Origin of the sequence: Terrimonas ginsenosidimutans (assembly GCF_022012415.1) — a bacterium.
GTDB classification, from domain to species: Bacteria; Bacteroidota; Bacteroidia; order Chitinophagales; family Chitinophagaceae; genus Terrimonas_A; species Terrimonas_A ginsenosidimutans.
In genome coordinates this window covers 57,075-81,818 of record NZ_JAKLTR010000020.1, presented here as the reverse complement: position 1 = coordinate 81,818, position 24,744 = coordinate 57,075, and the positions used below count along the sequence as shown (strand labels likewise).

General features: G+C 46.2%; 19 protein-coding genes. 7 read left to right on the top strand and 12 right to left on the bottom strand.

What is annotated here, in order from left to right; translation table 11 throughout:
• Positions 1-29: 29 nt before the first annotated feature.
• Positions 30-2,963, top strand: coding sequence for an alpha/beta hydrolase family protein (locus LZZ85_RS24035; RefSeq protein WP_237876104.1), 2,934 nt, complete (start codon positions 30-32; stop codon positions 2,961-2,963).
• Positions 2,964-3,078: 115 nt separating this feature from the next.
• On the opposite strand, the gene LZZ85_RS24030 is transcribed toward LZZ85_RS24035, so the two are convergent.
• The 4 genes from LZZ85_RS24030 to LZZ85_RS24015 all read right to left on the bottom strand — a co-directional run bounded on the left by LZZ85_RS24030 (position 3,079) and on the right by LZZ85_RS24015 (position 7,711).
• Positions 3,079-3,798, bottom strand: a complete 720-nt coding sequence (locus LZZ85_RS24030) for a hypothetical protein (protein ID WP_237876102.1) — start codon at positions 3,796-3,798, stop codon at positions 3,079-3,081.
• Positions 3,799-4,123: 325 nt separating this feature from the next.
• A complete protein-coding gene (locus tag LZZ85_RS24025) occupies positions 4,124-4,834 on the bottom strand; it encodes a DUF2490 domain-containing protein (RefSeq protein WP_237876100.1) in 711 nt (236 codons plus the stop codon).
• Positions 4,835-4,987: 153 nt separating this feature from the next.
• Positions 4,988-6,337 (bottom strand): dihydrolipoamide acetyltransferase family protein, encoded by a 1,350-nt coding sequence (locus LZZ85_RS24020; protein ID WP_237876098.1) that lies wholly within the window; start codon positions 6,335-6,337, stop codon positions 4,988-4,990.
• 108 nt (positions 6,338-6,445) lie between these two features.
• A complete protein-coding gene (locus LZZ85_RS24015) occupies positions 6,446-7,711 on the bottom strand; it encodes a competence/damage-inducible protein A (protein ID WP_237876097.1) in 1,266 nt (421 codons plus the stop codon).
• A gap of 510 nt (positions 7,712-8,221) precedes the next feature.
• On the opposite strand from LZZ85_RS24015, the gene dacB reads away from it, so the two are divergent.
• Entirely contained in the window at positions 8,222-9,604 is a 1,383-nt protein-coding gene (gene dacB, locus LZZ85_RS24010) for a D-alanyl-D-alanine carboxypeptidase/D-alanyl-D-alanine endopeptidase (RefSeq protein ID WP_237876150.1), read from the top strand.
• Between the two features lie 4 nt (positions 9,605-9,608).
• Here the strand turns inward: dacB and LZZ85_RS24005 are convergent, their stop codons facing one another.
• From LZZ85_RS24005 to LZZ85_RS23995, 3 genes are read right to left on the bottom strand one after another with little or no spacing between them, the layout of a single operon-like run.
• Positions 9,609-10,619, bottom strand: a complete 1,011-nt coding sequence (locus tag LZZ85_RS24005) for a site-2 protease family protein (RefSeq protein WP_237876095.1) — start codon at positions 10,617-10,619, stop codon at positions 9,609-9,611.
• Positions 10,620-10,628: 9 nt separating this feature from the next.
• On the bottom strand, positions 10,629-11,039 hold the full coding sequence (locus LZZ85_RS24000) for an acyl-CoA thioesterase (protein ID WP_237876094.1): 411 nt from the start codon (positions 11,037-11,039) through the stop codon (positions 10,629-10,631).
• A gap of 7 nt (positions 11,040-11,046) precedes the next feature.
• Entirely contained in the window at positions 11,047-11,454 is a 408-nt protein-coding gene (locus LZZ85_RS23995) for a DoxX family protein (protein ID WP_237876092.1), read from the bottom strand.
• A 382-nt stretch (positions 11,455-11,836) separates the two neighbouring features.
• Between LZZ85_RS23995 and LZZ85_RS23990 the strand changes: the two genes are divergently transcribed.
• From LZZ85_RS23990 to LZZ85_RS23975, 4 genes are all read left to right on the top strand, one after another.
• Positions 11,837-14,875 (top strand): tetratricopeptide repeat protein, encoded by a 3,039-nt coding sequence (locus LZZ85_RS23990; protein ID WP_237876090.1) that lies wholly within the window; start codon positions 11,837-11,839, stop codon positions 14,873-14,875.
• 20 nt (positions 14,876-14,895) lie between these two features.
• On the top strand, positions 14,896-16,539 hold the full coding sequence (locus LZZ85_RS23985) for a TonB-dependent receptor (RefSeq protein WP_237876088.1): 1,644 nt from the start codon (positions 14,896-14,898) through the stop codon (positions 16,537-16,539).
• Between the two features lie 12 nt (positions 16,540-16,551).
• Positions 16,552-17,193 carry a hypothetical protein gene (locus LZZ85_RS23980; protein ID WP_237876086.1) on the top strand — a complete coding sequence of 214 codons (642 nt, stop codon included), beginning with the start codon at positions 16,552-16,554 and terminating at the stop codon, positions 17,191-17,193.
• A gap of 127 nt (positions 17,194-17,320) precedes the next feature.
• Complete coding sequence (locus tag LZZ85_RS23975; protein WP_237876085.1) at positions 17,321-18,226, top strand: class I SAM-dependent methyltransferase; 906 nt, start codon at positions 17,321-17,323, stop codon at positions 18,224-18,226.
• 188 nt (positions 18,227-18,414) lie between these two features.
• On the opposite strand, the gene LZZ85_RS23970 is transcribed toward LZZ85_RS23975, so the two are convergent.
• Positions 18,415-19,230, bottom strand: a complete 816-nt coding sequence (locus LZZ85_RS23970) for a glutaminyl-peptide cyclotransferase (RefSeq protein ID WP_237876082.1) — start codon at positions 19,228-19,230, stop codon at positions 18,415-18,417.
• Between the two features lie 691 nt (positions 19,231-19,921).
• Between LZZ85_RS23970 and LZZ85_RS23965 the strand changes: the two genes are divergently transcribed.
• The gene (locus tag LZZ85_RS23965; protein ID WP_237876080.1) at positions 19,922-21,166 is read left to right on the top strand and encodes a T9SS type A sorting domain-containing protein; all 1,245 of its coding nucleotides are present in this window, start codon (positions 19,922-19,924) and stop codon (positions 21,164-21,166) included.
• A gap of 78 nt (positions 21,167-21,244) precedes the next feature.
• On the opposite strand, the gene LZZ85_RS23960 is transcribed toward LZZ85_RS23965, so the two are convergent.
• The 4 genes from LZZ85_RS23960 to LZZ85_RS23945 form a co-directional block, all read right to left on the bottom strand.
• On the bottom strand, positions 21,245-22,159 hold the full coding sequence (locus LZZ85_RS23960) for a M48 family metallopeptidase (protein WP_237876078.1): 915 nt from the start codon (positions 22,157-22,159) through the stop codon (positions 21,245-21,247).
• Between the two features lie 68 nt (positions 22,160-22,227).
• On the bottom strand, positions 22,228-22,788 hold the full coding sequence (locus LZZ85_RS23955) for a LemA family protein (RefSeq protein ID WP_237876076.1): 561 nt from the start codon (positions 22,786-22,788) through the stop codon (positions 22,228-22,230).
• A gap of 85 nt (positions 22,789-22,873) precedes the next feature.
• On the bottom strand, positions 22,874-23,716 hold the full coding sequence (locus LZZ85_RS23950; protein WP_237876074.1) for a dienelactone hydrolase family protein: 843 nt from the start codon (positions 23,714-23,716) through the stop codon (positions 22,874-22,876).
• 163 nt (positions 23,717-23,879) lie between these two features.
• A complete protein-coding gene (locus LZZ85_RS23945; protein ID WP_237876072.1) occupies positions 23,880-24,587 on the bottom strand; it encodes a head GIN domain-containing protein in 708 nt (235 codons plus the stop codon).
• Positions 24,588-24,744 lie beyond the last annotated feature (157 nt).

Genomic DNA, 24,744 nt, shown 5'->3' with positions numbered 1-24,744 from the left:
TTTATTTTTTAACCAAAACTTTCTGAAAGATGATCAGAACGACTTTATTTCTTTTGTTCTTACTGCCGGTTCATTTCGCACTGGCACAAAAAAAACCACTTGATCATACGGTGTATGATGGCTGGCAAAATATTGGTCAGCGCTCGATCAGCAATGATGGCAAATGGGTCGTGTATAACGTGAATGTACAGGAGGGCGATAACGAGCTTGTTATTCAATCCGCAGATGCGTCGTACAGGAAAACGATCGCCCGTGGCGCTGATGCCACTATTACCGAAGATAACAGGTTTGTGATCTTCAGGATCTCTGCACCTTTCAAAGAGGCAAGAGAGGCCCGCATCAAAAAGAAAAAAGCTGACGAGAGCCCGAAAGATTCTCTGGCAATTCTTGAATTAGGCAAGGATAGCATTTGGAAGATGGCCCGCGTTAAATCTTTCAAAACACCTGATAAAGCATCAGGCTGGCTGGCGTATCATCTGGAAAAAGCAATCGAAGCTCCATCACGTAATGCAAGACCTGCCGGCAATGAGAAAAGGATCACCGACAGCCTTACACATGTTATCGATTCACTGAAGAACGTGATCTCCGCAATGCCGAAAAAGAAAAGCAACAAAGATGATGATTTCAGTGAGGAGTTTTTAATGACCGATGCTGATGGAGATGAAGTAACTCCTTCCTCTGCTGATGCGGGCAGCGATCTTGTTGTTCGTAATCTCAAAAACAATGAGCAGAAGACCTTTCGGTTCATACTTGAATATCAGTTCAATGAAAAGGGAACAAAACTCGTGATGGAGCAGGCGCGTAATCCGAAAGATTCAACGAGCAAGCCACATGTGTTGTTGTATGATCTAACCAGGAATAAGCTGGACACAATCGCGACCAGCGGGAACGATTTTAAAAATTTTGCATTGTCTGATGATGGTGAGCAACTGGCATTTCTTGCAGAACGCGATGCCAAACCAAAAGACCTGCAGAAGTTCTATAAGCTCTGGTATTATAAAAGTGGAATGGATTCAGCTGTTGTGCTGGTCGATAAAGCAACAGCCGGTATAAAAAGCGGCTTCACTGTCAGTGAATATGGAGCGGTCAGTTTCAGCAATTCCGGCAAGCGCCTCTTTTTTGCAACAGCGCCCATTGCTCCGCCAAAAGATACAACGCTTGTGGAGATGGATCTGGTAAAGCTTGATGTATGGCATTACAAAGATGATTATCTGCAAACGGTTCAGTTGTCAAGGCTTCAGCGTGACCTGCAACAGAATTACATGGCGGTATACGATCTGGCTTCAAAAAAAGTAAATCAACTGGCAACTGAAGAGATCCCAACCGTGTTCCAGAGCGGCCAGGGTGATGGAGATGTTTTCGTTGGAACAAGCGATGTTGGCAGAAGGATCGAAAGTCAGTGGACAGGCGGTACTGTAAAAGATGTGTATGCGATCAACCCGGCAGACGGTTCGAGGAAGCTGATCAAAAAAGAGTTTGATGGAAGTCTCACGCCTGCGTATGTTTCTCCTACAGGAAAAACCATTGTTTGGTACGACAACAAAACCAGGCATTATTTCGCGTATGATGGTGATTCTACACGCAACATCACTGCTAAGATCAAAACATCACTCGCAAATGAGGAAAATGATTCACCGACAGATCCATCTCCTTATGGTATCATGCGCTGGCATAAAGATGAAAGCGCGATCTATATCTATGACAGGTACAGTGTCTGGAAAGTAAGTCCGAAGAATGCGTTTGCGCCAACGATCCTGATCGGCGGACGATCAACCAGAACGAATTATCGTTATCAGCAGGTTGACAGGGACGAACGGGCAATTGAAGATGGTCAGACGATGTTGTTCAGAACCTTCAGTGACCTGACCAAAAAAGCAGGGCTTTGGGAATACAAGATCGAGAATGGAAAGTATAAATTACTGGCCTTAAGCAAAGATTCCACCGTAAGCATTGGTCAGGTTGCGAAAGCAAAAGAGGCGAGTGCATATGTGTTCAGTAAAGAATCTTATACGAATTCTCCTGACCTGTATACTGTAGTGGATTATGGCGCTGCAAAAAAACTGTCATCGATCAACCCGCAGCAGGCATCCTATAATTGGGGTACCGCAGAGCTGTACAAATGGAAAACTTTCCTGGGTAAAACATCGGAAGGTATTTTGTATAAGCCGGAGAATTTCGATTCTACAAAAAAGTATCCTGTACTGTTCTATTTCTATGAAAAGCTTTCAGATGGGTTATATGGCTACCAGGCGCCCTCGCCAACACCAAGCCGCCTGAATATTTCTTTCTTTGTAAGCCGCGGCTATCTTGTGTTTGCTCCCGATATCAGCTATACGATCGGGCATCCGGCAAAAAGTGCTTACGATTATATCGTGAGTGTTGCAAAAGACCTGTCCAGGCACAAATGGGTTGACAGCAAGAACATGGGTATTCAGGGTCAAAGCTGGGGTGGTATACAGGTAGCACAATTGGTTACAATGACCGATATGTTCAAAGCAGCCTGGGCTGGCGCCCCTGTTGCGAATATGACCAGCGCATACGGTGGCATCAGATGGGAGAGCGGTTCAAACCGCCAGTTCCAGTATGAAAGAACGCAAAGCCGTATCGGAGCCACGCTTTGGGAAAAGCCTGAGTTGTATATTGAAAGCTCCCCATTATTCCATTTGCCAAAAGTAAAAACGCCGCTGGTTATCATGGCAAATGATGCGGATGGTGCAGTGCCCTGGTACCAGGGTATCGAGCTGTTTACAGGCATGCGTCGTCTCGGCAAACAGGTATGGATGCTGAACTACAACGGAGAAGCTCATAATCTCGTCCAGCGTAAGAACAGAAAGGATATCCAGATCCGTGAGCAGCAATATTTCGACTGGCTGCTGAAAGGCGATAAGCCTGCAAAATGGATCGTAGAGGGAGTTCCTGCGGTGAAGAAAGGAAAGGATTGGGGGTTGGATGTTGTTAACTGAGTTGAAGGTTTAAGAGAAAAGAGTTTAAAAGTTTAATAGTTTAAGGGGTTAATAGTTTAATAGCATCGCAGAAGCTTGTAACTATTAACCCCTTAAACTATTAAACTTTTTGCTTTTACTCGGCCTTCGTACTGATAAACTTCACCAAACATCTTTTTGCTACAGGCAGCAGGGTTTCATCAACCGGGAACTTCAGTCCGGCTTCAATACAATACACTGCAGGATTGGGCAGCTCGACCCTGCTCTTTATCAGTTCCGATTTCATGTGCTCATAGGTAAATGCAATCCCTCTTCGCCATTCTTCGAGAAAGGACGTCCTCATACTTCTGAACTTTTCATCATGCTTTTCGAAAATGGAAAGACGATAATGGTAGATCAATGTACTTTTTGTATCCGTTGTACTCAGGAAGAAATAACCTTCCTGTGTATCCAGGGGGATCAATCCAACGGGGCTGATATTGATCTTGTCCTCAACAAATTCATAGATACCCGCACCTGTTTGAAGGGTTGATTTCAATGAATCTGCGGCATACTGGATGATATCTTCCAGCTCTTGCATCAATTCCGAATCTTCTATCATTTGCTCATACAGTAATTGCAATTTTTGCATTTGTATGCCGGTCAGTTTCTTGGGAAAATGTTCCTGCAGATAACGCTTGTTCTCCCTGAAGGCAACAAGATTGTTATAATGAAAAACAACATCAGCAAGCTGAGGGTAAAGCTTGTTCTGATCAAAGTACTTATTCACTTCCTGCAGATAGGCGAGTAGGGTATACTTTTTTAGCTCGAAGTCAATATAGCCTTCGGCAAACCAGGTTTCGGATAGTTTTTTCATAAAGGGACATTTACAGGTTCATTCCTCAGTGCAGTTACCCGCGGGTCACTGCACTGCGTATTCCAATTTACAAAAAAGACTTCGGAAAAGAAAGCAGGTTTGAACGAAGATTGTTAAAGTTCCGCTCCGGTTGTTTGGCCGCAGGTGGGATCTTCAGCATTTTTACACAGGTGGATTGGATGATCTTTATTCTTCCATCCTTCCTGCCCGTAAAGACGGTAATGCGGATGGACAGTGAGAATAAAGGTTTATGTATCTGCCGATGTCAGGAGATCTCCTCTGTTATTAAGTTCTCAGCAGCGATAAAATGAAGACCGTAAAAACATTAGTCAAGATTACCTGGTATCCTTTCATTCGGGCTCTTATCTGCGTTAACATCGATCGTGAGTGTTAACTGGAAGAAATGTTTACCCAGACCCGCATTATTGCGGTAGTCATATTGATAAACATAGCCAGGTTGAATAGTGAAGTGTTTGCTTATCTGGTATCCGCCGCCCACGAAAAAGCGGTTGCGTTCAAAGTAAGGTGCTTTATTCGTCAGGAACAGTTCATTAAAGGATCCTAAAAAGAATGTCTTAGGACCTATCTTGGTGTTGTTTATCGGTACTGCGGTATTCAGCCTGTAACGGTATCGCTGGCGGAAACCCGTCGTAAACCAGCGCTGTTCGATCCGGTAGCGATGCTCGAACTTAATTCTTTCCAGGTAATGGTTCATGGTCAGTTGTTGCCATAAACGTGTTTCATGGGCAGAGATGGGCTTTACAAAATTTCCTCCATCAGAATAGGTTTGATAATCTCCCAGGCCCAGTAATACTACGAAGTTTTTATTAAGCGCATAAGATACGCCGCCTTTCACTTCATGATAAAAGTGATCGTTGTAAAAGGATTGGGAACGAAGTTGCAATTCGTTGTAAAACCCCCATTTCTCAGATAGTGTTACTCTTGTTGTGATCACATTCCATGATCCAAAATGTGACCGTTGAGCACATAAACTTCCCGTAGACAATGCCAGGATTGTCAGCAGCCAGATACGCATCGTGATTTTGCAGTTTTAAAAAGTCGCGGTGCAAAACTAAGCTAAGAGTTGACAGGAGGGGAAGGAGGGGGATAGATTTTTTTTCAAAAGCAAAAGGGGCAGAAAGAATAAGCTACTCTTTTTGCCCCTTTTGCTCTTTTTATCTCTTAACTACTAGACTTCGCGGTCGGAGTTGAAGTTTTCGAGTTCTTTCGCCACAGCTGTCAGGAATGTTGCGCCGAGGCTTCCGTCAACTATGCGATGGTCGTAGCTCATGGAGAGGTACATCATGTGGCGGATAGCGATACTGTCACCATGCGGACTTTCCACTACAACCGGTCTTTTCTTAATGGCGCCAACAGCCAGGATGGCTACCTGTGGCTGGTTGATGATAGGAGTACCCATCAGGCTTCCGAAAGTTCCAACGTTTGTCAGGGTAAAGGTACCGCCCTGGGTATCATCTGCTTTAAGCTTGCCATTACGTGCATTTTCGGCGAGCGTGTTCACCTGTTTGGAAAGGCCTACCAGGTTTAGCTGGTCTGCGTTCTTGATCACAGGAACGATCAGGTTGCCGGTCGGCAGCGCGGTTGCCATACCAATATGAATATCCTTTTTAACGATGATCTTATCACCATCCAGCATACTATTGATCAGCGGAAATTTCTTGATGCATTTTACCACCGCTTCAATAAAGAGAGGGGTAAAAGTGATCTTGGTGCCTTCTCTTTTTTCAAATTCTTTTTTCACTTTATCGCGCCAGAGTACCAGGTTCGTTACATCGGCTTCGGTAAAGCTTGTCACGTGCGGGCTGGTGTGTTTGCTGCGGACCATATGGTCTGCAATCAGCTTGCGCATGCGATCCATTTCAATGATCTCAACATTTCCGCCATAGCTTACCGAAGGTGCTGAAGTTTCTGTTTTCACCTGTGCCGGTAACTGAGCGGCCTGTTGTTGCTGCGGCTGACTGACCGCTGTGTGGGTTTGCGGAGCATTTGTTCTGTTTTGAATATACTCCAGGATATCTTTTTTGGTTACCCTGCCTTCGTTGCCTGATCCCGGAATGTTTTCCAGTTCAGTCATGCCGACTCCTTCGTTGGCTGCAATATTCAATACCAGCGGGGAGTAGAAGCGGTTGATATGTCCATTTGTGGCGGCTGGTTTAGCAGCCGCTGCAGGCTGCGTCACCACTGCTTTCTGGCTGACAACCGCCGGGGCCTCTTTTTCCTGAGGTACCGAGGTTGCAGGGGGTGGCGTAGCGGGAGCGGAAGAGGCGGTTTCTGCAGCGCCTGTTTTGATACGTGCGATCACAGCGCCGATAGGCACCACATCGTTCACTTTATAAAGAAGCTCTTCGATCGTGCCTTCCGCCGTACTGGGTACCTCGCTATCTACCTTGTCGGTAGCGATCTCAAGTACGGTTTCATCCATACCTACATGATCACCAGTTTGTTTATGCCATTTCAGGATAGTCGCTTCCATGATGCTTTCTCCCAGTTTTGGCATTATAAGATCCACTAAAGCCATAGTTTTTTTATTTGATATTCAGCCTGGTATGTGTGCTTTTCAGCAGCAGGTAAAACAGGCAAGCAATGATGACCGGCCAAAGGTAATGAATTGAAAATAATCAACCGATCAGGTGTTAGTCAGAATAAATTTCCGCAGCAGGTTCAATGCGTTAGCGGTTGCCATCATGATGTTCCGCTGCCGGTCGAACCGCAGGTTCAGCTTGTGGGTGATAACATTTCCCCTGCCCGCCACAGCGATCCAAACGGTGCCGACAGGCTTTTCCTCACTTCCCCCGCCGGGGCCCATGATCCCGGAAATGGCCAGTGCATAGTCTGTTTTCAATTCCTGTAAAGCTCCGGCAGCCATTTCCTTTACCGTTTCCTGACTTACAGCGCCAAATTGTCTAAGCGTTTCTTCGTTTACATGAAGAAGATCCTGTTTAACGGCATTGGCATAGCTAACAACACTTCCTTTGTAATGCGCGGAGGAACCCGCTACACTTGTAATAAGATGTGCGATATAACCTCCCGTACAACTTTCGGCAGTTGCAACGGTCTGATTGCGCTCCGACAGGATTTTACCTATTACTACTTCCAGTGGCTCATCTTCACCGGAAACAAGAAATTCGCTCACCCTTGTTTTGAGCTCTTCGAAATAGGGTAGTAGCTCTTTTTCAACCAGTTCCTTATCAGGCCCTTTGGAGGTCAGTCTCAATTTTACCATTCCATAACCCGGCAGGTATGCCAGTTTGATATGTGCCGGAAGGCTGGCTTCAAAATCGACCAGTTTTTCTGCGATCATGGATTCTCCCTGTCCGAAAGTAAACGCGGTGCGATGTACGATCGCCTGTAGCACCATGTGCTGAAGGAGGTAGGGGATCACCTGTTCCTGCATCAGCCCTTTCATCTCATGAGGTACGCCAGGGAGCGAAATAAAGATGGCATCATTCTTTTTGAACAGCATGCCGGGCGCCGAGCCCCAGGTATTGTGCAGGACCGTTGCCACGTCCGGAACTTCCGCCTGTTTCAGGTTTCGTTCCAGGATCGGACCGGGGCGGCGGTAAACTTTTTCAAACAAATATTTTACATGGGCCAGCACGTTTTCATCGACCACAAGCTTGCCTCCGAAATATTCCGCCAGTAAGGGCTTGGTGATATCATCCGCAGTCGGTCCAAGTCCGCCGGTGATGATGATCAGTTTCGATATCCGGCTTTCTTCATCCAGCGCATTTACGATATCGTCCCATACATCACCAACGGCAACGCGGCGGCGCACCCAGATGCCTATTTTGTTTAATTCCTGCCCGATGAAGGCGCTATTCGTGTCTATTGTTTGCCCGATCAGCAATTCATCGCCTATCGTGATAATAGATGCATTGATTGTATTACCCAAGTGAGATGATTTTGTGGCAAAGTTACAGGGGTTTGATAAAGAAATCAGGTCATTTTGCGGCTGTTATCTTTATCAGCCTTTCGTGCCGACGGAGACAGTATTTCAAAAAGCAATGACGGGTTTAATAATGTGTCAAATTTCTCATTTTCCGGCAGCAACTCTCGGCAGATGCTTTGTTTCCGCGGCGCGCTCCCTCGCCAGGTATTCATCGGCTTCATCCTGTTGTATATTGGCGGCGGTTCTTTAACTTCATTTTCCATATTTCATTCTAATGTGGTTTAGTTACGGAATTTCCCGAAAGTTTATTCGATGGCCGATATCAAAAAACATATACCTATTAATCGAGATACCCCATACCAACTAGCAGCAATAGCTTCCATACAAATGCTGCAATCGGCCATCAGTCATCGGCCATCGAGCTACTGTAGAAAGATATCTTAACTAAACGGCATTGTATTTCAAACCTAGTTATAAACCATGATCCATCAAATGTGTTCCAACGTGAAAAGGATGTTTTTCTACATGAGTTTGCTGATGATTTCCTCAACAGTTTTTGGGCAAAACACAACAACGCATGTACAGGATGCTTTCCGGCAATTTGAATCAGATGATCAGGTGAAACACGCATTGGTTTCATTGTATGTCATAGATGCAAAAACCGGAAAGGTTGTATTCGACAGGAATAGTCAGATTGGGCTCGCTCCGGCGTCCACACAGAAGATCATTACCAGCGTTACGGCATTTGAGCTACTTGGGAAAGATTACCGGTATAAAACAAATTTTGGTGTCACTGTCGTACCTGAAGGACAGGTGTTGTATGTGAAAGGTTCAGGCGATCCAACCCTTGGTAGCTGGCGCTGGGAAAACACCAAAGAAGAGCAAGTGACAAACCGGATAAAGAAAGCTATCGGGGTGAATGCATCAACCATACGCAATGTCCGCTTTGATACAACAGGTTGGAGCGATACAGGTACTCCGGACGGCTGGATCTGGCAGGATATCGGTAACTATTACGGTGCCGGTGCGGGTAGTTTGAACTGGCGGGAGAATCAGTATGATCTTATACTAAAAGCAGGCCCCAATACCGGCGATCCCGTTGAAGTAGTGAAAACCGAACCCAGGCTTTACGCAGATACGGTCTTCTCTATGGCAACTGCCGGCCCTAAAGGATCAGGTGATAATGCCTACATCTACAAACCCGGTGAACGCTATGCAAAATATGGAACGATTGCCGGCTCTGTGGTGAAAGGAACCATTCCCGCCGGAGAATCAGCATTCAGGATCTCAGGGTCGATGTTAAACCCTTTCAGTGAATTCAAAAGTTTGTTTTTTCGTACGACTAAGAACGGATATGAAGCAGCAGGTCTTGAAGATTTTATTGCCAAACCCGGCACAGGTGTGGTTTATCTCCATGAGGAAGTTTCTCCGCCACTTGACTCCATCATTTACTGGTTCAATAAGAAAAGTATCAATCTCTATGGTGAAGCACTCATCAAAACGATCGGTTTCGAGAAGAATAAGAAAGGATATACGCGTGAAGGAATTAAGATCCTTCGTTCATTCTGGAAAGAAAAGGGACTTGACGATGAAGAGCTGAATATGGTGGATGGTTCCGGGCTCTCTCCGTTGAACCGGGTAACCACTCACGCACAGGTGACTATTCTCCACTATGCGAAAGCAAGATCATGGTATCCCTCTTTCTATGCTGCGCTACCGGAATACAACGCCATGAAGATGAAAAGCGGAACCATCAGCGGGGCGAAAGGCTTCTGCGGTTATCACAAAGCAAAGGATGGCAATGAATACATCTTTTCTTTCCTGGTGAACAACTACAGCGGCACAGCATCATCGCTGGTGAATAAAATGTATAAAGTGCTGGACGTACTGAAATGATCTGCTAAAAGCCAAACTTGCTGAAGGCGCTCAGGTCCATTTCGATCAGCCAGGGAGAAGCCAGTGCGGCCACCCATATAAGGAAGATAAAGATCTTGCCCGCGATCGATACGTCCTGGATCAGGTGGCGGTGCAGCAGACTCTGTATCGTGGTCATTACTTTTTCTTCTCTTTCGCTGTATTGATATGGAGGCCCGGGGTTCAGATTTTTAAAATCCGCGTGTTCCTCGATCAGGATCTTACGCATTTCCCAATAGTCTCTATCAGACATTTCTTCGTAGGAAACATCTGCATTGATATCAGATTCATCGATCCGCTTGTCGAGCGTATTCATTTGCGAATCTCCCCTCAACCGTAAAAGCATCATTACCGGGAAAATCAGAAGAATGTAATGGATCTTCCATGCGGCAAGGCACATCAGGGCGATCGAAACGAAGACAAAGATCTTGCTTAAAATGCCATCCTCATCCAGGAAGACCCGGTTAAGCAATTGCCCTCCGTCGAGCGGATAAATGGGCAACAGGTTGATCAGGTTCAGGAAAATGAGGAATGCCGCGATCTGTGAAAGTGCTACATTGAACGGAAAGTAAGATTGCTGTGTGTACTGTTCCAGCAATAAAAAACCGATGCCGAGGATCATACCGGGTAATGGACCCGCCAGTAATATCACCGCCGATTGCTTTTGCGAAACCTCTCTTTTTGATCCCGATACATATGCGCCGAGCAGAGGAATAAAGAAAATGCCAAGATCCCGGTAACGGTAATATTTCATCGCAAAAAAATGCCCGAGCTCATGCATGAGCACAATACCCGTGACCACGAGCAGCATTTTGTAGCTATTGAAAATGTAATAACCGAGAACGAGATAGGCGGCCAGGCTTACGGCGGATTGCAGCCAGACATTGACCGGCTTTTTCTCCCGCGTAAATTTTGGCGGATAAGTTACTTCAGCCGCAGCAGAAGCGATCGGTTGTTCTTCAGGAATTCCGTGGGTGGATATTGGATTATGCTCCATCGCTTAAAATTAGTAAAAAAAAGGCTGAAGTTTTTCCTGTAATTTTTCCGGCATGGACGACCGTTTCATCGTCTTCGCTTCCATAAAATATAGGATCACTTTACCCGTAACGAGCAATTCGCCTTTTTCATTGTACACTTCCTGGTGGAATTCTATTTTATGATGGGCAGGCAATTCTTTCAGTATAACCCTGACCGTCAGCAGGTCGTCATACAATGCCGGCCGCAAATACCGGCACTGTACTTCGATCACAGGCATGATCGTGCCCATTTTCTCCATATCTGCGTAAGTGAAACCCAGTTCGCGGATCGCTTCCGCACGGGCTACTTCAAAATACTGGAAATAATGACCGTGATAAACCACGCCCATCTGGTCTGTCTCGGCGTAGCGAACCCTGACCTTTGATTCTGTAACAAACATTTTACAATTATTTTCCGATCATCGCATCAACACTAAAGCGGCCCGGGCCAACAAAAAGAATTCCCACGAAGATCGTCAGGTATAATGCCGCTGTTTCTCCGTCACCGAATATTTGTCCCTTATGTGCTATAAATACAGCTACTGACATCGCAATGATCAGGGGAATACAGGCAAAGCGCGTCAGCAGCCCTAAAATGATCAGTGCTGCACAAAAAAACTCCGCAAAAATTGTCAGGGACAGCGAAAGCGTGCTACCAATATGAAAGGGATCTGAAAACTTTGCAGACATTTTGCTAAACTTCATCAATTTCCCATACCCGTGCGGTATCATCATGGCACCGGCAGCCACCCGAAGCAACAGCAAAGAGAAGTTGAACGCCCCATCAGAATAGTTTGTGCTGAATAGTTTTTTCATAAAGAACGATTGATTTTGGTGTCGGGTGCAATTTATGCAAAATGTTGTGACGAATTATCGGTGACCGTTGACCGTTCACCGTTCACCGTTGTCCGTTGACCGTGGTGTCTGCAAACGTGATCGATAAACTTTATTGTATCCGCTAAACCCGGTCAACGGATAACGGACAACGGATAACGGACAACGGATAACGGACAACGGACAACGGATAACGGACAACGGTCAACGGACAACGATTCCAGTAGTTGACCAACAATAAAATGTTAAACATCTCTCATAAACAGACTTTTCCACACCTGTTGAGATGATCTTGGATCAAAACTTGAAATAATTTTGAATATTGCAACGTTTAGTCAACAACGGTTTTTAAAGGATATCCTTCATGAAGCAATCTATTTTACTGGCCCTGGCCACTATCTGTGGCGGAGCAGTGTTTGCGCAACAAACAGCTTATTACACTGACCCCGACACCAAATTCAAAGAAGCTAAGGAGTATTTCCAGCGGGAACAATACAGCCTTGCTTATCCGTTGCTGAAAGAGTTAAAACAATCGGTGAAGGAGACGGATATAGCCAATCACCCTGTGACGGTTCAGGAGATCAACTACTACGCAATCGCCTGTGGTTTGAAGCAGGATGAAGGCAGCTCCGAAACGCAGGCGATCGCCTATATCGCCCAGGAAAAGAATACAGCCCGTGTTCAGATGATGAACTACCAGCTGGCAGAATACTATTTCCGCCGCAAGGAGTTTCAGAAAGCGATCAGCCGCTATGAAACAGCGAATATCGCCAACCTGAGCAATAAGGAGATCGCCACGATGAAATTCCATCAGGCATATTCTTATTTCACACTCCAGCAATTCGCCCAGGCCAAACCTCTTTTCAATACCATCCGCAGCATCAAGGACGATCCTAATTATCTTGATGCAAATTATTATTATGGCTTTCTCGCTTTCCGGGACCGCCAGTATAATGATGCCTTACAAAGCTTCCGGATCGTGGAGAATGAAAAGAACTACGCAACAGTCGTTCCGTATTATATCGCCCAGATCTATTATATACAGGGGAAAAAGGACGAAGCACTGAAATATGCCGAATCAAAGATCAAGACCGGCCAGTCACAGTACTACGATCTTGAAATGAAACAGATGATCGGGCATGCCTACTTTGAAGCCAGGGAATATGCAAAAGCTCTTCCTTACCTGGAGGATTATGTGAAAAGATCGGAGAAGGTCCGCCGCGAAGACCTGTACGAGCTTTCTTATTGCTACTACCAGGTGAATCAGCTTCCCAAAGCCATCGAAGGCTTCAGGCAGCTGAGCGGAAAACAGGATACACTTAGTCAGCACGCCATGTATCTTTTAGGAGATGCATACCTGAAAACAGGTCAGAAGACCAATGCACGGAACGCATTCCTGTTCTGCGCATCCAACAGCAGCGATAAAAAGCAGCAGGAGATCTCCCGGTTCCAGTTTGCAAAACTTTCCTATGAACTGGGCTTCCCCGATGAAGCATTGAACGGCTTCAAAACATTCGTTACAGATTATCCCAATTCTACCTATATCACCGAAGCAAAAGACCTGCTGGTGGCGGTATTGGCGAATACAAATAACTATCGCGAAGCAATTACACTGCTGGACGGTATGAAAGACCCGACGCCCAATGCGAAGCGTCTTTATCCGAGAATTCTGTATGGCCGCGCAACCGAACTGATCAATGATGGTCAGCTTCCCGAGGCAAATACCCTGCTTGATAAAGCACTGAAAGATCCCAGCAATGGCAGCGTACTGCCACTGATCAATTTCTGGAAAGGAGAGATCGCCTACCGTCAGAATAAACTGGATGATGCCATTAAATTCTACAACGCCTATGTAAGCGGAGGCGCACCTTCCAGCGGCGAAGCAAACCTGACCCACGCCCGCTATAACCTCGGATACTGCTACCTCAGAAAAGAAAACTATGCCGCATCAAGGGACTTCTTTGAGCCATTATCCAGAACTGCAAGTATCAGTTCAGATGAATTGACGCAGGACGCCTATCTGCGTACGGCAGACTGCTACTATATGGAGCGTAATTATGCAAAGGCAAAAACGATGTATGATAACGTGATCAGATATTCATGGCCTTCGGAAGATTATGCGACGTTCCAAAGCTCCATGATCTCGGGTATCAAAAGCCCTAAAGACAAGATCAGCCTGCTGAATACGATGAACAGGAAATTCCCTTCTTCAGCACTGGTGACAGATGCCAATATGGAGATCGCGAATACTTATATGTCTGATGAAAAGTTCAATGAGGCGATCCCTTTCCTCAATAACGTGATCAAAGGTTCCGGTAATGCAAGTCTGAAACCACAGGCTTATCTGAAGCTCGGTACGGCTTACTACAACCTGAACAACAATACTGCGGCATTAGCACAATACAAAACACTGGTTTCACAATATCCCAATTCACAGGAAGCAGAAGATGCGTTGGATAATGTAAAAACTATTTACATCCAGGCAGGCAATACAGATGAATATTCGAACTTCATGCGCCAGGCAGGTAAGCCGATCAGTGTGAGCGCAGAGGATTCATTACTGTATACAGCTGCAGAGACACAGCTGAGCAACAATAATACTTCTGCCGCCTTAACGTCCCTGAACAACTATCTCGCGAAGTTCCCGAATGGCGCGTATGCGATCGATGCGAATTTCTACCGCGCAGAGATCTATAATGATAAGAAAGACTGGAAGAACGCACTCGCGGGCTATGAACCTGTAGCAGCGCAGGCACCAAACAAATATGCTGAACGCGCGATCCTCGAAGCCGCACGCATTCAATTTTTCGAAATGAAGAATTATCAGCTGGCAGAGAAATACTACGGGCAACTCGCACAAGAGGCAAGCAGCCAGCAGAACCGCCTGGAAGCAATGCGCGGATTACTGCGTAGCCAGTATCAGTTACAAAAATGGACTGAAGCTGCCGCCAATGCGAAAGAGCTGACGACGCAGAAAAACGCAAGCACAGATGATAAGGCACTTGCCAATATGGCTATCGCAAAATCTTACGAATTAAGCAAACAATATGATCAGGCAATTGCCAGTTTCAAATCTGTGATACAGCTGACAAAATCAGCACTCGCCGCTGAGGCGCGCTATGGCGTTGCCAATGGATGGTTCCAGTTGAATAAACTTAGCGACGCTGAAAAAGCTGCATTTGAAGTGATCAATAAATCCGGTTCGTATGATTTCTGGATCACAAAAGCATATATCCTGCTGGGCGATATTTACTTCAAACAGAAAGATTACTTTAATGCGAAAGCAACATTCCAGAGCGTAGTAGATAATACTGTGGAGCCAAACCTCAAAGCGGAAGCTCAGTCAAAACTCAGCCAGGCCATAGACGAGGAAAGCAAAAGCAGCAAGATAGGAGGACAATGATCAATCAATAAAAAATGAAGATGAAACACGTCCGGATTATATTATTGGTGAATGCAATGCTGCCTGCAATCTTTGCAGCAGCCCAGAGAGATACGATCAGGAATAAATCGGTGGATATCACCTCCGCTTTCAAACCTGAATTAAAGGCTTCGGCCAAGATCAATTTCAATGCTGCGCCGCCTGTGGCCGATACCGCAAAGCCGCGCCTGCAATATGATATACCTAACCCAAACCTACTGTTTGCCTATCAGCCGGGATCATTGAAGCCACTGGCTTTGCAGATCGATTCCATTGGCAAATTCAATAACAGCAATTATATCAAAGCTGGCTTCGGTAGCCTGCGCACTCCGTACATACAGGGTGGGTTCTCCTTTGGAGACGGCACAAATGCCGGATTGAATATCTATGCGAAACACGTTTCTTCCCAGGGCAAAGAAGAGTTCAAGGACTTCAGCAATACAGACGTAAAACTGAGCGGTTATTATAAATCCGCTAATAACCTGGAATGGAATGCAAGCCTGGGTATGAAGCAGGATAAGACCTATAAGTATGGCTTTGAACCCAAGCCCCAGTCTTACCCGAATGACTCACTTCGTGTGAGTTATCAAACACTTACAGCCAGGGTGAACATGCATAATATCAATCGTACTGCATTCGGTCTGGATTATTCGCCCACTATTTCACTGAGCTTTTTCAACGACAAGCTGAAGAATCATGAAAGCAATGCGGTGGTGGATTTGCCATTGCAAAAGAATCTTGGCGACCAGGTGTCGATCAACCTTGGTTTGACCTTCGATCTTACCCGGTTGTCTCCTGATAATAAGAATATAGAAAGGGTGAACAATAACATGTGGTATATTTCTCCGGCAGTCCTGTATCACACATCCACCTTACGCCTTCAGGGTGGGATCCGTCCATCATGGGATAACGGCGAATTCAAGATGTTCCCGAATATCCTGGCGGAAGTTGGGACCGATGACCAGCGCTTCACTTTCCAGGCGGGATGGACCGGTTACCTGCGCAAAACAAATTATCAGACACTTGCTTCACAGAACCCATGGTTGTGGCTGCCTACTGACCAGCGTAACACCTGGATAGAGGAGCGTTATGCGGGATTCAAAGGATCGTTGGGTGATCATTTTACCTACAGCGCAAAAGTGGCCTTCAATAAGCTCAATCACCAGTCTCTATTCATCAACGATACAACGGCAGCCGGCGATGGAAAATCGTTCAATGTAGTGTATGCTGACCGTGTCAACGTACTCAATCTTGGTGGCGAACTGGGGTACAATGTGGAGGAGAAATTCTCCGTGCTGGCAAGTCTGAACTTCAATCAGTTCACCGGCATCCGCGGTCAGCAGAAAGCCTGGGGAATGATCCCGGTTGAATTCAACACCGCGATGCGTTTACAGGTGATCAAAGACCTCTGGATCAAAACTGACCTCTTTGCCTGGAAGGGGCCACGATACCTCAAAAAGGATGGCACTGACGGGGTAATGGGTGGTGCATTCGATCTGAATGCCGGGCTGGAGTTCCGGATCACCAAAAATGTAAATCTCTGGACACAATTCAATAATATTTTCAACAAAGAATACCAGCGTTGGAATCAATATCGTGTATACGGCTTTAATTTTGTCGGCGGTATCATATATTCGTTCGATTAAAAAAGGCAGAACATGTTCAATGAATTGTATCAGTATCTGGTGTTGCACCGGCAGGTAAGCCTCCCGGGAGTGGGTGTGTTCCAGCTTGAACGCAAGCCTGCAGACCTTGATTTTGCCAATAAGATGATCCAGCCACCTTCCTATACGGTAGCACTGCATCATGGAAATGAAGGCATTCCCGCGAAACAGCTCAACTGGTTTGCAGATCTCCTCGGCATTCCCGGAGCTGAGGCTGCTGATACGATCAGCAGGTTTACAGCCCAGCTGAAAAACGAGATCGTCAATGGTAAAAAGATGCAATGGGCCGGCATCGGTACGCTTTCAAAAGGACTTGCCGGCGAGATCCGTTTTGAGGCCGAATTGAAAGATAGCCCCGCAGGAGAACCGGTTCCCGCAGCCAAAGTATTACGTGAGAAAGCCGCACATACCGTAAGGGTGGGAGAGCAGGAAAAGACTTCGGAGGAAATGATCGAATTCCTTCAGCCTGCAGAAAAGAAACGATCTTACGAATGGATCATTACTCTGATCGTTGCCATACTCGCGCTCGCTTTCCTGGTTTGGCATTTTATGCAAACAGGACTGGGTAGTTCCACCGGCAACCAGCAGAGAGTACAGACGCAGCAGGGGGCTGTTTTTACTGAAACCCGTCTTTGACGACGATCGACCTGATTATACGATCCTCCTTCATTATTGAAGGAGGATTTTTTTTTGAACGGGAGCTTATAAACATCCGGCCATTAGCAAGCATTCATTAGCGAGCATTCAGTATTTTGCATGCTTTATGGCAACAACGATCCATTATACAACATGCCCTGTCTGTGGTGCTGCTGATTTCAGGAGCTTATGGAAGGCGAAAGATTATACGGTAAGCGGTGAGTTATTCGATATCGTGGCCTGCACTTCGTGCACACTGGCGTTTACACAGGATGTTCCGGATACGGAAAGCATAGGTCCTTATTATAAGTCGGAGAATTATATTTCCCATTCCAACACGTCCAGGGGCCTTGTGAACAGTATTTATCATGCCGTAAGAAAAAGAACCCTCGCCGCCAAGCGAAAACTGATCATCTCTGCCACTGGCAAACAACAGGGTAACCTGCTGGATGTAGGCAGTGGTACGGGCGCATTTGTTCACGAAATGAAGCAACATGGCTGGCAGGTCACCGGCCTCGAACCGGATGCTGATGCAAGAGCAGTGGCTTTGAGCGACTACAAGCTGCAGCTCACCGATATCAATGAATTCTATCAACTGCCTGCAGGTAAATTCGATGCCATTACACTCTGGCATGTGCTGGAACATGTTCATGATCTGCATGCATACGTGCAGCAATTAAGAAATCTGCTCACCGATAAAGGCCGCCTTTTTATCGCAGTTCCTAACTATACTTCAAAAGACGCACAGGATTATAAAGAGTACTGGGCCGCCTTCGATGTGCCCCGCCATCTCTATCATTTCTCTCCTGCTTCGATACAGGTGCTGATGCAGAAGAACGGGTTGAAAGTAATTGAACATAAACCCATGTGGTACGACAGCTTTTATATTTCACTTCTCAGCAGCAAGTACAAGAATGGCCAGACCAACTGGCCCGGCGCTGCCTGGAGCGGGTTCACTTCGAACCTGAAAGCCTTAGGTGACGTGAAGAAGTGCAGTTCGGTGATTTATGTAATAGGGAAGGGGGATCGTTGACCGTTGACCGTTGTCCGGAGTTCAAGGGAGGTGGAATAGAATTGCATCTTCGTATACAAATTAAAAGAAGGGGGGTATCGTTTAAAAACGATACCCCCCTTCTTTTAATTTGTGTCGGACAACGGACAACGGACAACGGACAACGGACAACGGACAACGGACAACGGACAACGGACAACGATCACTCCTTACTCTCCCAACTGCACCTCATACAACTCCGGCCATCTCTTTCCGGTGATGTAGATCTTTTTGGTGGTGCTGTCGAAGGCGATCCCGTTAGGGACGTCGGCAGCAGGGTCATTTGCTTTGACGCGGTTCCAGATATTGGTAAGGTCGATTTTGCCGACGATGGACCCGCTGCCGGGTTCGATCTTCAGGATATAAGGAGCCTGCCACTGGTTGGCGTACAAAAAGCCATCGATATATTCCAGCTCATTCAGATTGAAGGATAAGCTACCGTTCTCGGTGATCGTTTGGGTACGCTGTAACTGGAACGTGGAAGGGTTATAATAATAGATATTGCTGCTGCCGTCACTCACAAGAAGGTCTTTCCCATCGGTGGTAATGCCCCAGCCCTGCGTATTGATGCTGAATTCCTTAACTTTTTTAAAGTCTTTCAATGTATAGGCAAATACCACTTTTTCCTGCCAGGTGAGCTGGTAGATCGTGTCATGGAGGATCGTGATGCCCTCACCGAAATACTTAGCATCGAGTGGGGTCTTTTTCAGGATCTTACCGGTTGTAATATCTGTTTTTAGCAAATGGGAGTGACCGTACTCTCCGGTACCCTCATACAGGTCGCCATTATATACAACGAGCCCCTGGGTAAAGGAAGAGGTATCGTGGGGATAGGTATTCAGGATCGAGTAGCTGATGGATTTTGGTGAATTGCGCTGCGGAGCGGGGTCGGCCGTTTTGCTGCCGCCATCACCTGCGTTTTGATCACCGTTGGTACATGCTGAAAAGAGAGCAACGATAGTGGTAAAAAAGAAGATTTTTTTCATAATTGTCGTCTGTTAATGAGGCCTGAAGTGCCGCGAAATTACGTTGTAATCCGGATGCTTAAAAGCAAAAAAACGTTAGTATTCCCGCTGTTACCGGCGTTGCCCTGGTATGTGTCTGTCCGGGTCTCTTAAAAAGAACGGTGAAATGGTGGGTGAAACGCTCAAACACGGGGGCCACCTGCCCGAAAAGTCATGGTAATCGGTCATTCCTCCCCGGATCCTCCTCTTTGCCTCCTCTTTGCCTCCCCGAAACCTCCTCTTTGGCTATCCGGCAGCCGGGGAAGAACAGCGAAGGATGAACGGAGGATGGCACCAAAAATAAGCTTTCGGCTGACCAGCAAAGCACTCCTGACCGGCAGCAAAACCCGGTAAACGACCGTCCCAGACCCACATGCGACGATTTTAGCGCTAGTAATTCTACGTGTTTTCACGTTCCAGGTATGAGGAAAGTGTTAGTCAATGAGAAAAGGACAAAAGAAAGACTCAATATGGGTAGAAATACGAAGGGGATTTTCTAAAAACTTTCAGGTTTAGATTATATATTTGACCCGAGGTCATTGGACCAGAATCTCAACCCTTCGAAATCATATCCCTTCGAATACCTTATTTCCCAAATCCTTTTTATTGTTTTCCAGATCCAGTGAATGCTGGTGGTAGCTTATTGCTATGCGCCAATGTTTAATGTTCACTCATGCGGAATTTATTTATAGGAATCATGCTGCTATTGGTGGCAATGAGCCCTGTAATTGCGCAACCGACCTGCTATTCGTTTGATTACCGGCAGGATGCCTTGCGGGCAAACCCGGTCTTATCGGATGTTGTCCAACAGGTAGAACAATTCATACAAACTCAGGGAGAAGCTGCTTTTCCAACCCAGACCACGTCACGGGGAAAGCCTGTTATTACCATACCTGTAGTCGTACACGTTCTGTATAACAAACAGAATGAGAATGTTAGCGAGCAAGCAATTAAGAACATGATCGAAACACTGAACCTGTGTTTCCGCAGACTGCATCCAGATACGATAAAAACGCCTGCCCGGTTCTGGAAATTATCGGCTGATACGGAAATTGAATTCCAGCTCGCGAGCTCTGATCCGCAGAAACGGGCCACGAATGGGATCGTCAGGAAATATTCCGCCAGAACTCAGTGGGATATGGATGATAAGATGAAATTATCCAGCCAGTCTGGTGATGACGCCTGGGATCCATCCAGTTATCTCAACATCTGGATCTGTAATGTCCGTTTCATTTCAGGGTATTCCAGTGTTCCCGGAGATGCCGCGGTAAATGATGGTATTGTACTCGCAACCGGGGCATTAGGCAAAGCAATCGTTCATGAAGTAGGGCACTGGCTTGGGCTTAAGCATATCTGGGGCGATCAGTACTGCGGGGATGATGGCGTTGCCGACACGCCGCAGCAGGCTACCGGAACGCCAGGTTGCCCCTCCGGGATCCGCCCGTCTTGTAATAATGGCCCGGATGGCGATATGTATATGAACTATATGGACCAGACACAGGATGCCTGCGTAAATATGTTCACCCTTGGCCAGAAGAAACGGATGCTCGCACTGTTTCAACCCGGAGGCGTCCGTTACTCATTATTTGCATCCAAAGGCCTGGACGAACCGCTTTACACCGAAATCCCCTTACCAGTAGATCCGGTGGAACCTGTAAAGGAAGAACAAACACAGGCTCTTGTCTATCCAAACCCTGCCCGCCAGGATATAACGATAGATCTGGGTAATGACCAGCAATGGATCGGTAAAGTGATCAATATCGCGAATTCACAGGGACTGGTTGTTATGCAGCAATCCATCAAAGCAACGGTACAGAAAATAGATATCAGCAAACTCCCTCCAGGCATGTATTTCATCCTGGGTAAAAGGGAAGACGGAGCTGTTATCAAAAAGAAATTCCTCAGGCTGGGAGATTAACGAAGGCAAAGAGTATAGAGCGTATAAGTAAAAGGAGGTTTCCGTTCAGGAGACCTCCTTTTACTTTTTATACTGTGGCTAGTATTGGGACAGAAGGGCTATTCTTTTTTCAATCGGAGGATGCGTTGCAAACAGGTTATCCCAGCAAGCAGATTTGTGGATAGAGGGTTTTGGGTTATCAATGAATAGCTGGGCCACATCACGGCTTTCGACAGCTTCTATCAGTGGATCGCCTGATATTTTGCGAAGTGCGGACGCAAGGGCATAAGGTTTCTTTGTAAGGTCTGCGGCGCCGGCATCGGCGAGGTATTCCCGCTTGCGACTGATCCCAAAACGGAGCAGGATGGAGATCAGGTAGGCGATAGCGGTTATCACGATCGCAAACAGGATTATGGCGCCTCCTCCTTTACTGTCTTTATCACTTTTTCTTCCGGTAAAGCGAAGGCCCCTGAACGCAAGCTCCGCAAGAAAGGAAAAGATCCCAACGAATATAATGGAGACGATCAGCAGCCGGACGTCCCTGTTGCGGATATGGCTTAACTCATGCGCGATCACACCTTCCAGTTCTTCATCATTCAGCTTTTCTATGATGCCTGAAGACAACGAAATGGAATAGCTTCTTTCGCTGATGCCACTTGCGAATGCGTTCAATGAATCATCTGGAATGATATACAGCTTTGGCATTTTCATGCCAACGGATATGCAGAGGTTCTCCAGCAGATTATACACGCGCTTATTGGTTGCACGGTCCAGCGATTTTGCTCCCGTCGCAAGCCTGATCATCGTTGAATGTCCAAGCCAGGCGATCAGGAACCAGCTACCGGTGACCATCAGTACATATGGAAGGATCTCCATGAAGGAGATATTAGCGGATTCTATTTCTGCATTGGTTGAATAAAGAATGATCGCATAGCACAATGCCAGCAGCAGGGCCGGGAATGCCAGCAGCAGTAAAATAGAATAGCGATTGTTTCGCGTGATCTGCGAATGCAACCCAATGTATGGAGAGGAGCCCTGGCTGATAATAGTAGATGTTTGAAAAGGGTGAGATGTTTGGTTTCTTATGATTTGAAATCGATTTTCGGCGGTTCTTCAAGTTGCCTCCTGAAATCATTCCCAAGATCAAAAAATAGTTCACGTTTAAAGCCGAAGTTTCGGGCAACAAGATTTCCCGGGAATGATTCAACTGTATTGTTGTATTCTGTTGTAGCGCCGTTAAAGAATCGTCTTGACGCGGCAAGTTTGTTTTCGATATCGCTTAGTTCTTCCTGTAACTGAAGGAAGTTCTGGTTTGCCTTAAGATCAGGGTAAGCTTCCACCTGTACTTTCAAACCCTGCAAAGCACCAGACAGTTGTTGCTCTGCAACGATCTTTTCATCGATGGTTTTGGCATTGACCGCAGCTGATCTCGCCGCTGTTATTTGCAGCAGTACATCGCTTTCGTGAGATGCATAACCTTTCACTGTTTGCACAAGTTGAGGTACAAGATCATGCCGTTGACGAAGCTGAACATCTATATCGGCAAACGCATTTTGGCGGCGGTTACGTAGCTTAACGAGAGAGTTGTATAAGGAGATAAGCCAGACGATAATAACGACCAGCACAATAAGAGCAATATACATATAGCAGGTTTTAGGATAACTGAAATTAATAAAAAAACCAGGAATTGACTTTCCTGGTTTGTATACAGTAGAATTATTGAGTCGTTTACTGGAAGATCTTGCCAAAGAAGGCTTTCATATCCTGCCAGGACGCTGAATCTGCAGCAGCGTTATAGGCGATAGGGAGTTTGAATTTCTTTCCGGCTTCGGTTGCGTCAGGGTTTGTAAATGCGTGAGTAGCGCTGTCATATGCTTTGAAAGTGTAGTTTCCACCCACTTTTTCCATTTCTTTTTTGAACAGCTCTACTTCTTTTGCGGGAACGAATGAATCAGCGGCGCCGTGGCAAATGAGGATTGCCGCTTTCAGCGTATTCTTGTCGGCAGGTACGCCCATCAGGTTGCCATGAAAACTGACCACGCCTTTGAGGTTTTCACCAAGACGCGCCATGTTCAGCACCTGCGCACCACCAAAGCAATAACCGATCGCAGCGATCCTGCCCGTATCAGTCTGGCTGTAAGACTTCAGCTTTTGCAGTGCGGCGTCAAACCTTCTTTTTGCCATCTGGGGATCCTGGTAAAATGGAGTGGCATATTTACCGGCAGAGTCAGGGTTGTCCGCTGTTTTGCCGTTTCCATACATGTCGATGGCTATCGCGATATAACCAAGTTCTGCCAGCTGCTTTGCCCTGTGTTTGGGATAGTCGTTCAGGCCCCACCATTCCGGTATAACGATCACTGCCGGACGGACTCCCTCCTTGTTCTCATCATAGGCAACAAAGCCATTCATTGAAATACCATCGCCCGTATAAGAGATGTTCTCTTCTTTGATCTTTGGTTCTTTTGTAACGTTCTCCGTTTGGACTTCAGGTTTTTTGTCTTCGTTGTTACATGCAGTGAGAGAAAAACCCGCGGCAAAGATCGCGGTGTAAAAAATATGTTTCCGGTTCATTTGAGATGATTTTGAATAAATGATCTGGTAAAGTTCCGGAAAGTTTTGGTGAGATGGGATTATTTTTATGCGGTCAGTCCCGCGCCGAAAATGTCTGACATTATCAACGGGGACTGCTCGCTTACTTCAACCTTAACTGCACCTGCTAAAAATCGTAGCCTGATTATTCTTTTGAGATCTTGCCTCCACCGCTTGTGGACAGATCTTTCTGAACAGGATTTCCCCTGTAAATTATCTGGCTGGCACCACTTGCGTCAGCAGTAAGCAGACGGGTGGCGTGTATATTCGCTTTGCTGGCTCCCGAAACTGCGATGTCGATATCGTCTGCGGGGGCATCAAAGGCATTCAGGACGCTCGCTCCGGATGCAAATCCTTTAAGCGTCTCCGTTGCTCCTTTCAGTAATAACTTACTTGCGCCTGAAATATCAAACTGAGTATAGGCGGTATTCTCATTCATGGACAATTCTGACGCGCCGCTCAAAACGATCTTTGTTGTGTAGTCGTCTCCCTTGAAACCGGTAACGGTCCCTTTCGCTGCTCCGTCAAGTATGACGCTGTAAACCATCGGCATGGTGACAGTGAAATCGACACGATAACGATCATTTTTCTGATTCCTGTATTTTATTTCAACAATACCACCATTGATGACAGATACATTGATATCGTTCAGGTCATTTTCGCAACCTTTTGCCTTCACTGAAAATTCATTGCCCTTAACAATGTTCACATAAAATCCATCACCGGCTTTTACTTTGCTGAAAGCAGTTGCTGTAAAGGTTTTCTCGGTTGAGCCGGGGCATTCCCTGTTTTCTTTATCACATGATGCCAGTGATAGTGCAACTATTGCGGCAGAAAGTATCCAACGTTTCATAAAATTAAGTTTAATGGTTATCCTTTCCTCAAAGTTGCGTTGAATATGATCGTTGTGGAAGCTGTAATAGCATGAACTGGCGTAAAACACTCATGGACTGGTTTGTGAGGGATCGGGTTGGACAGGTGAGGAAGATGGGGTGAAGTTTAAAAGTTTA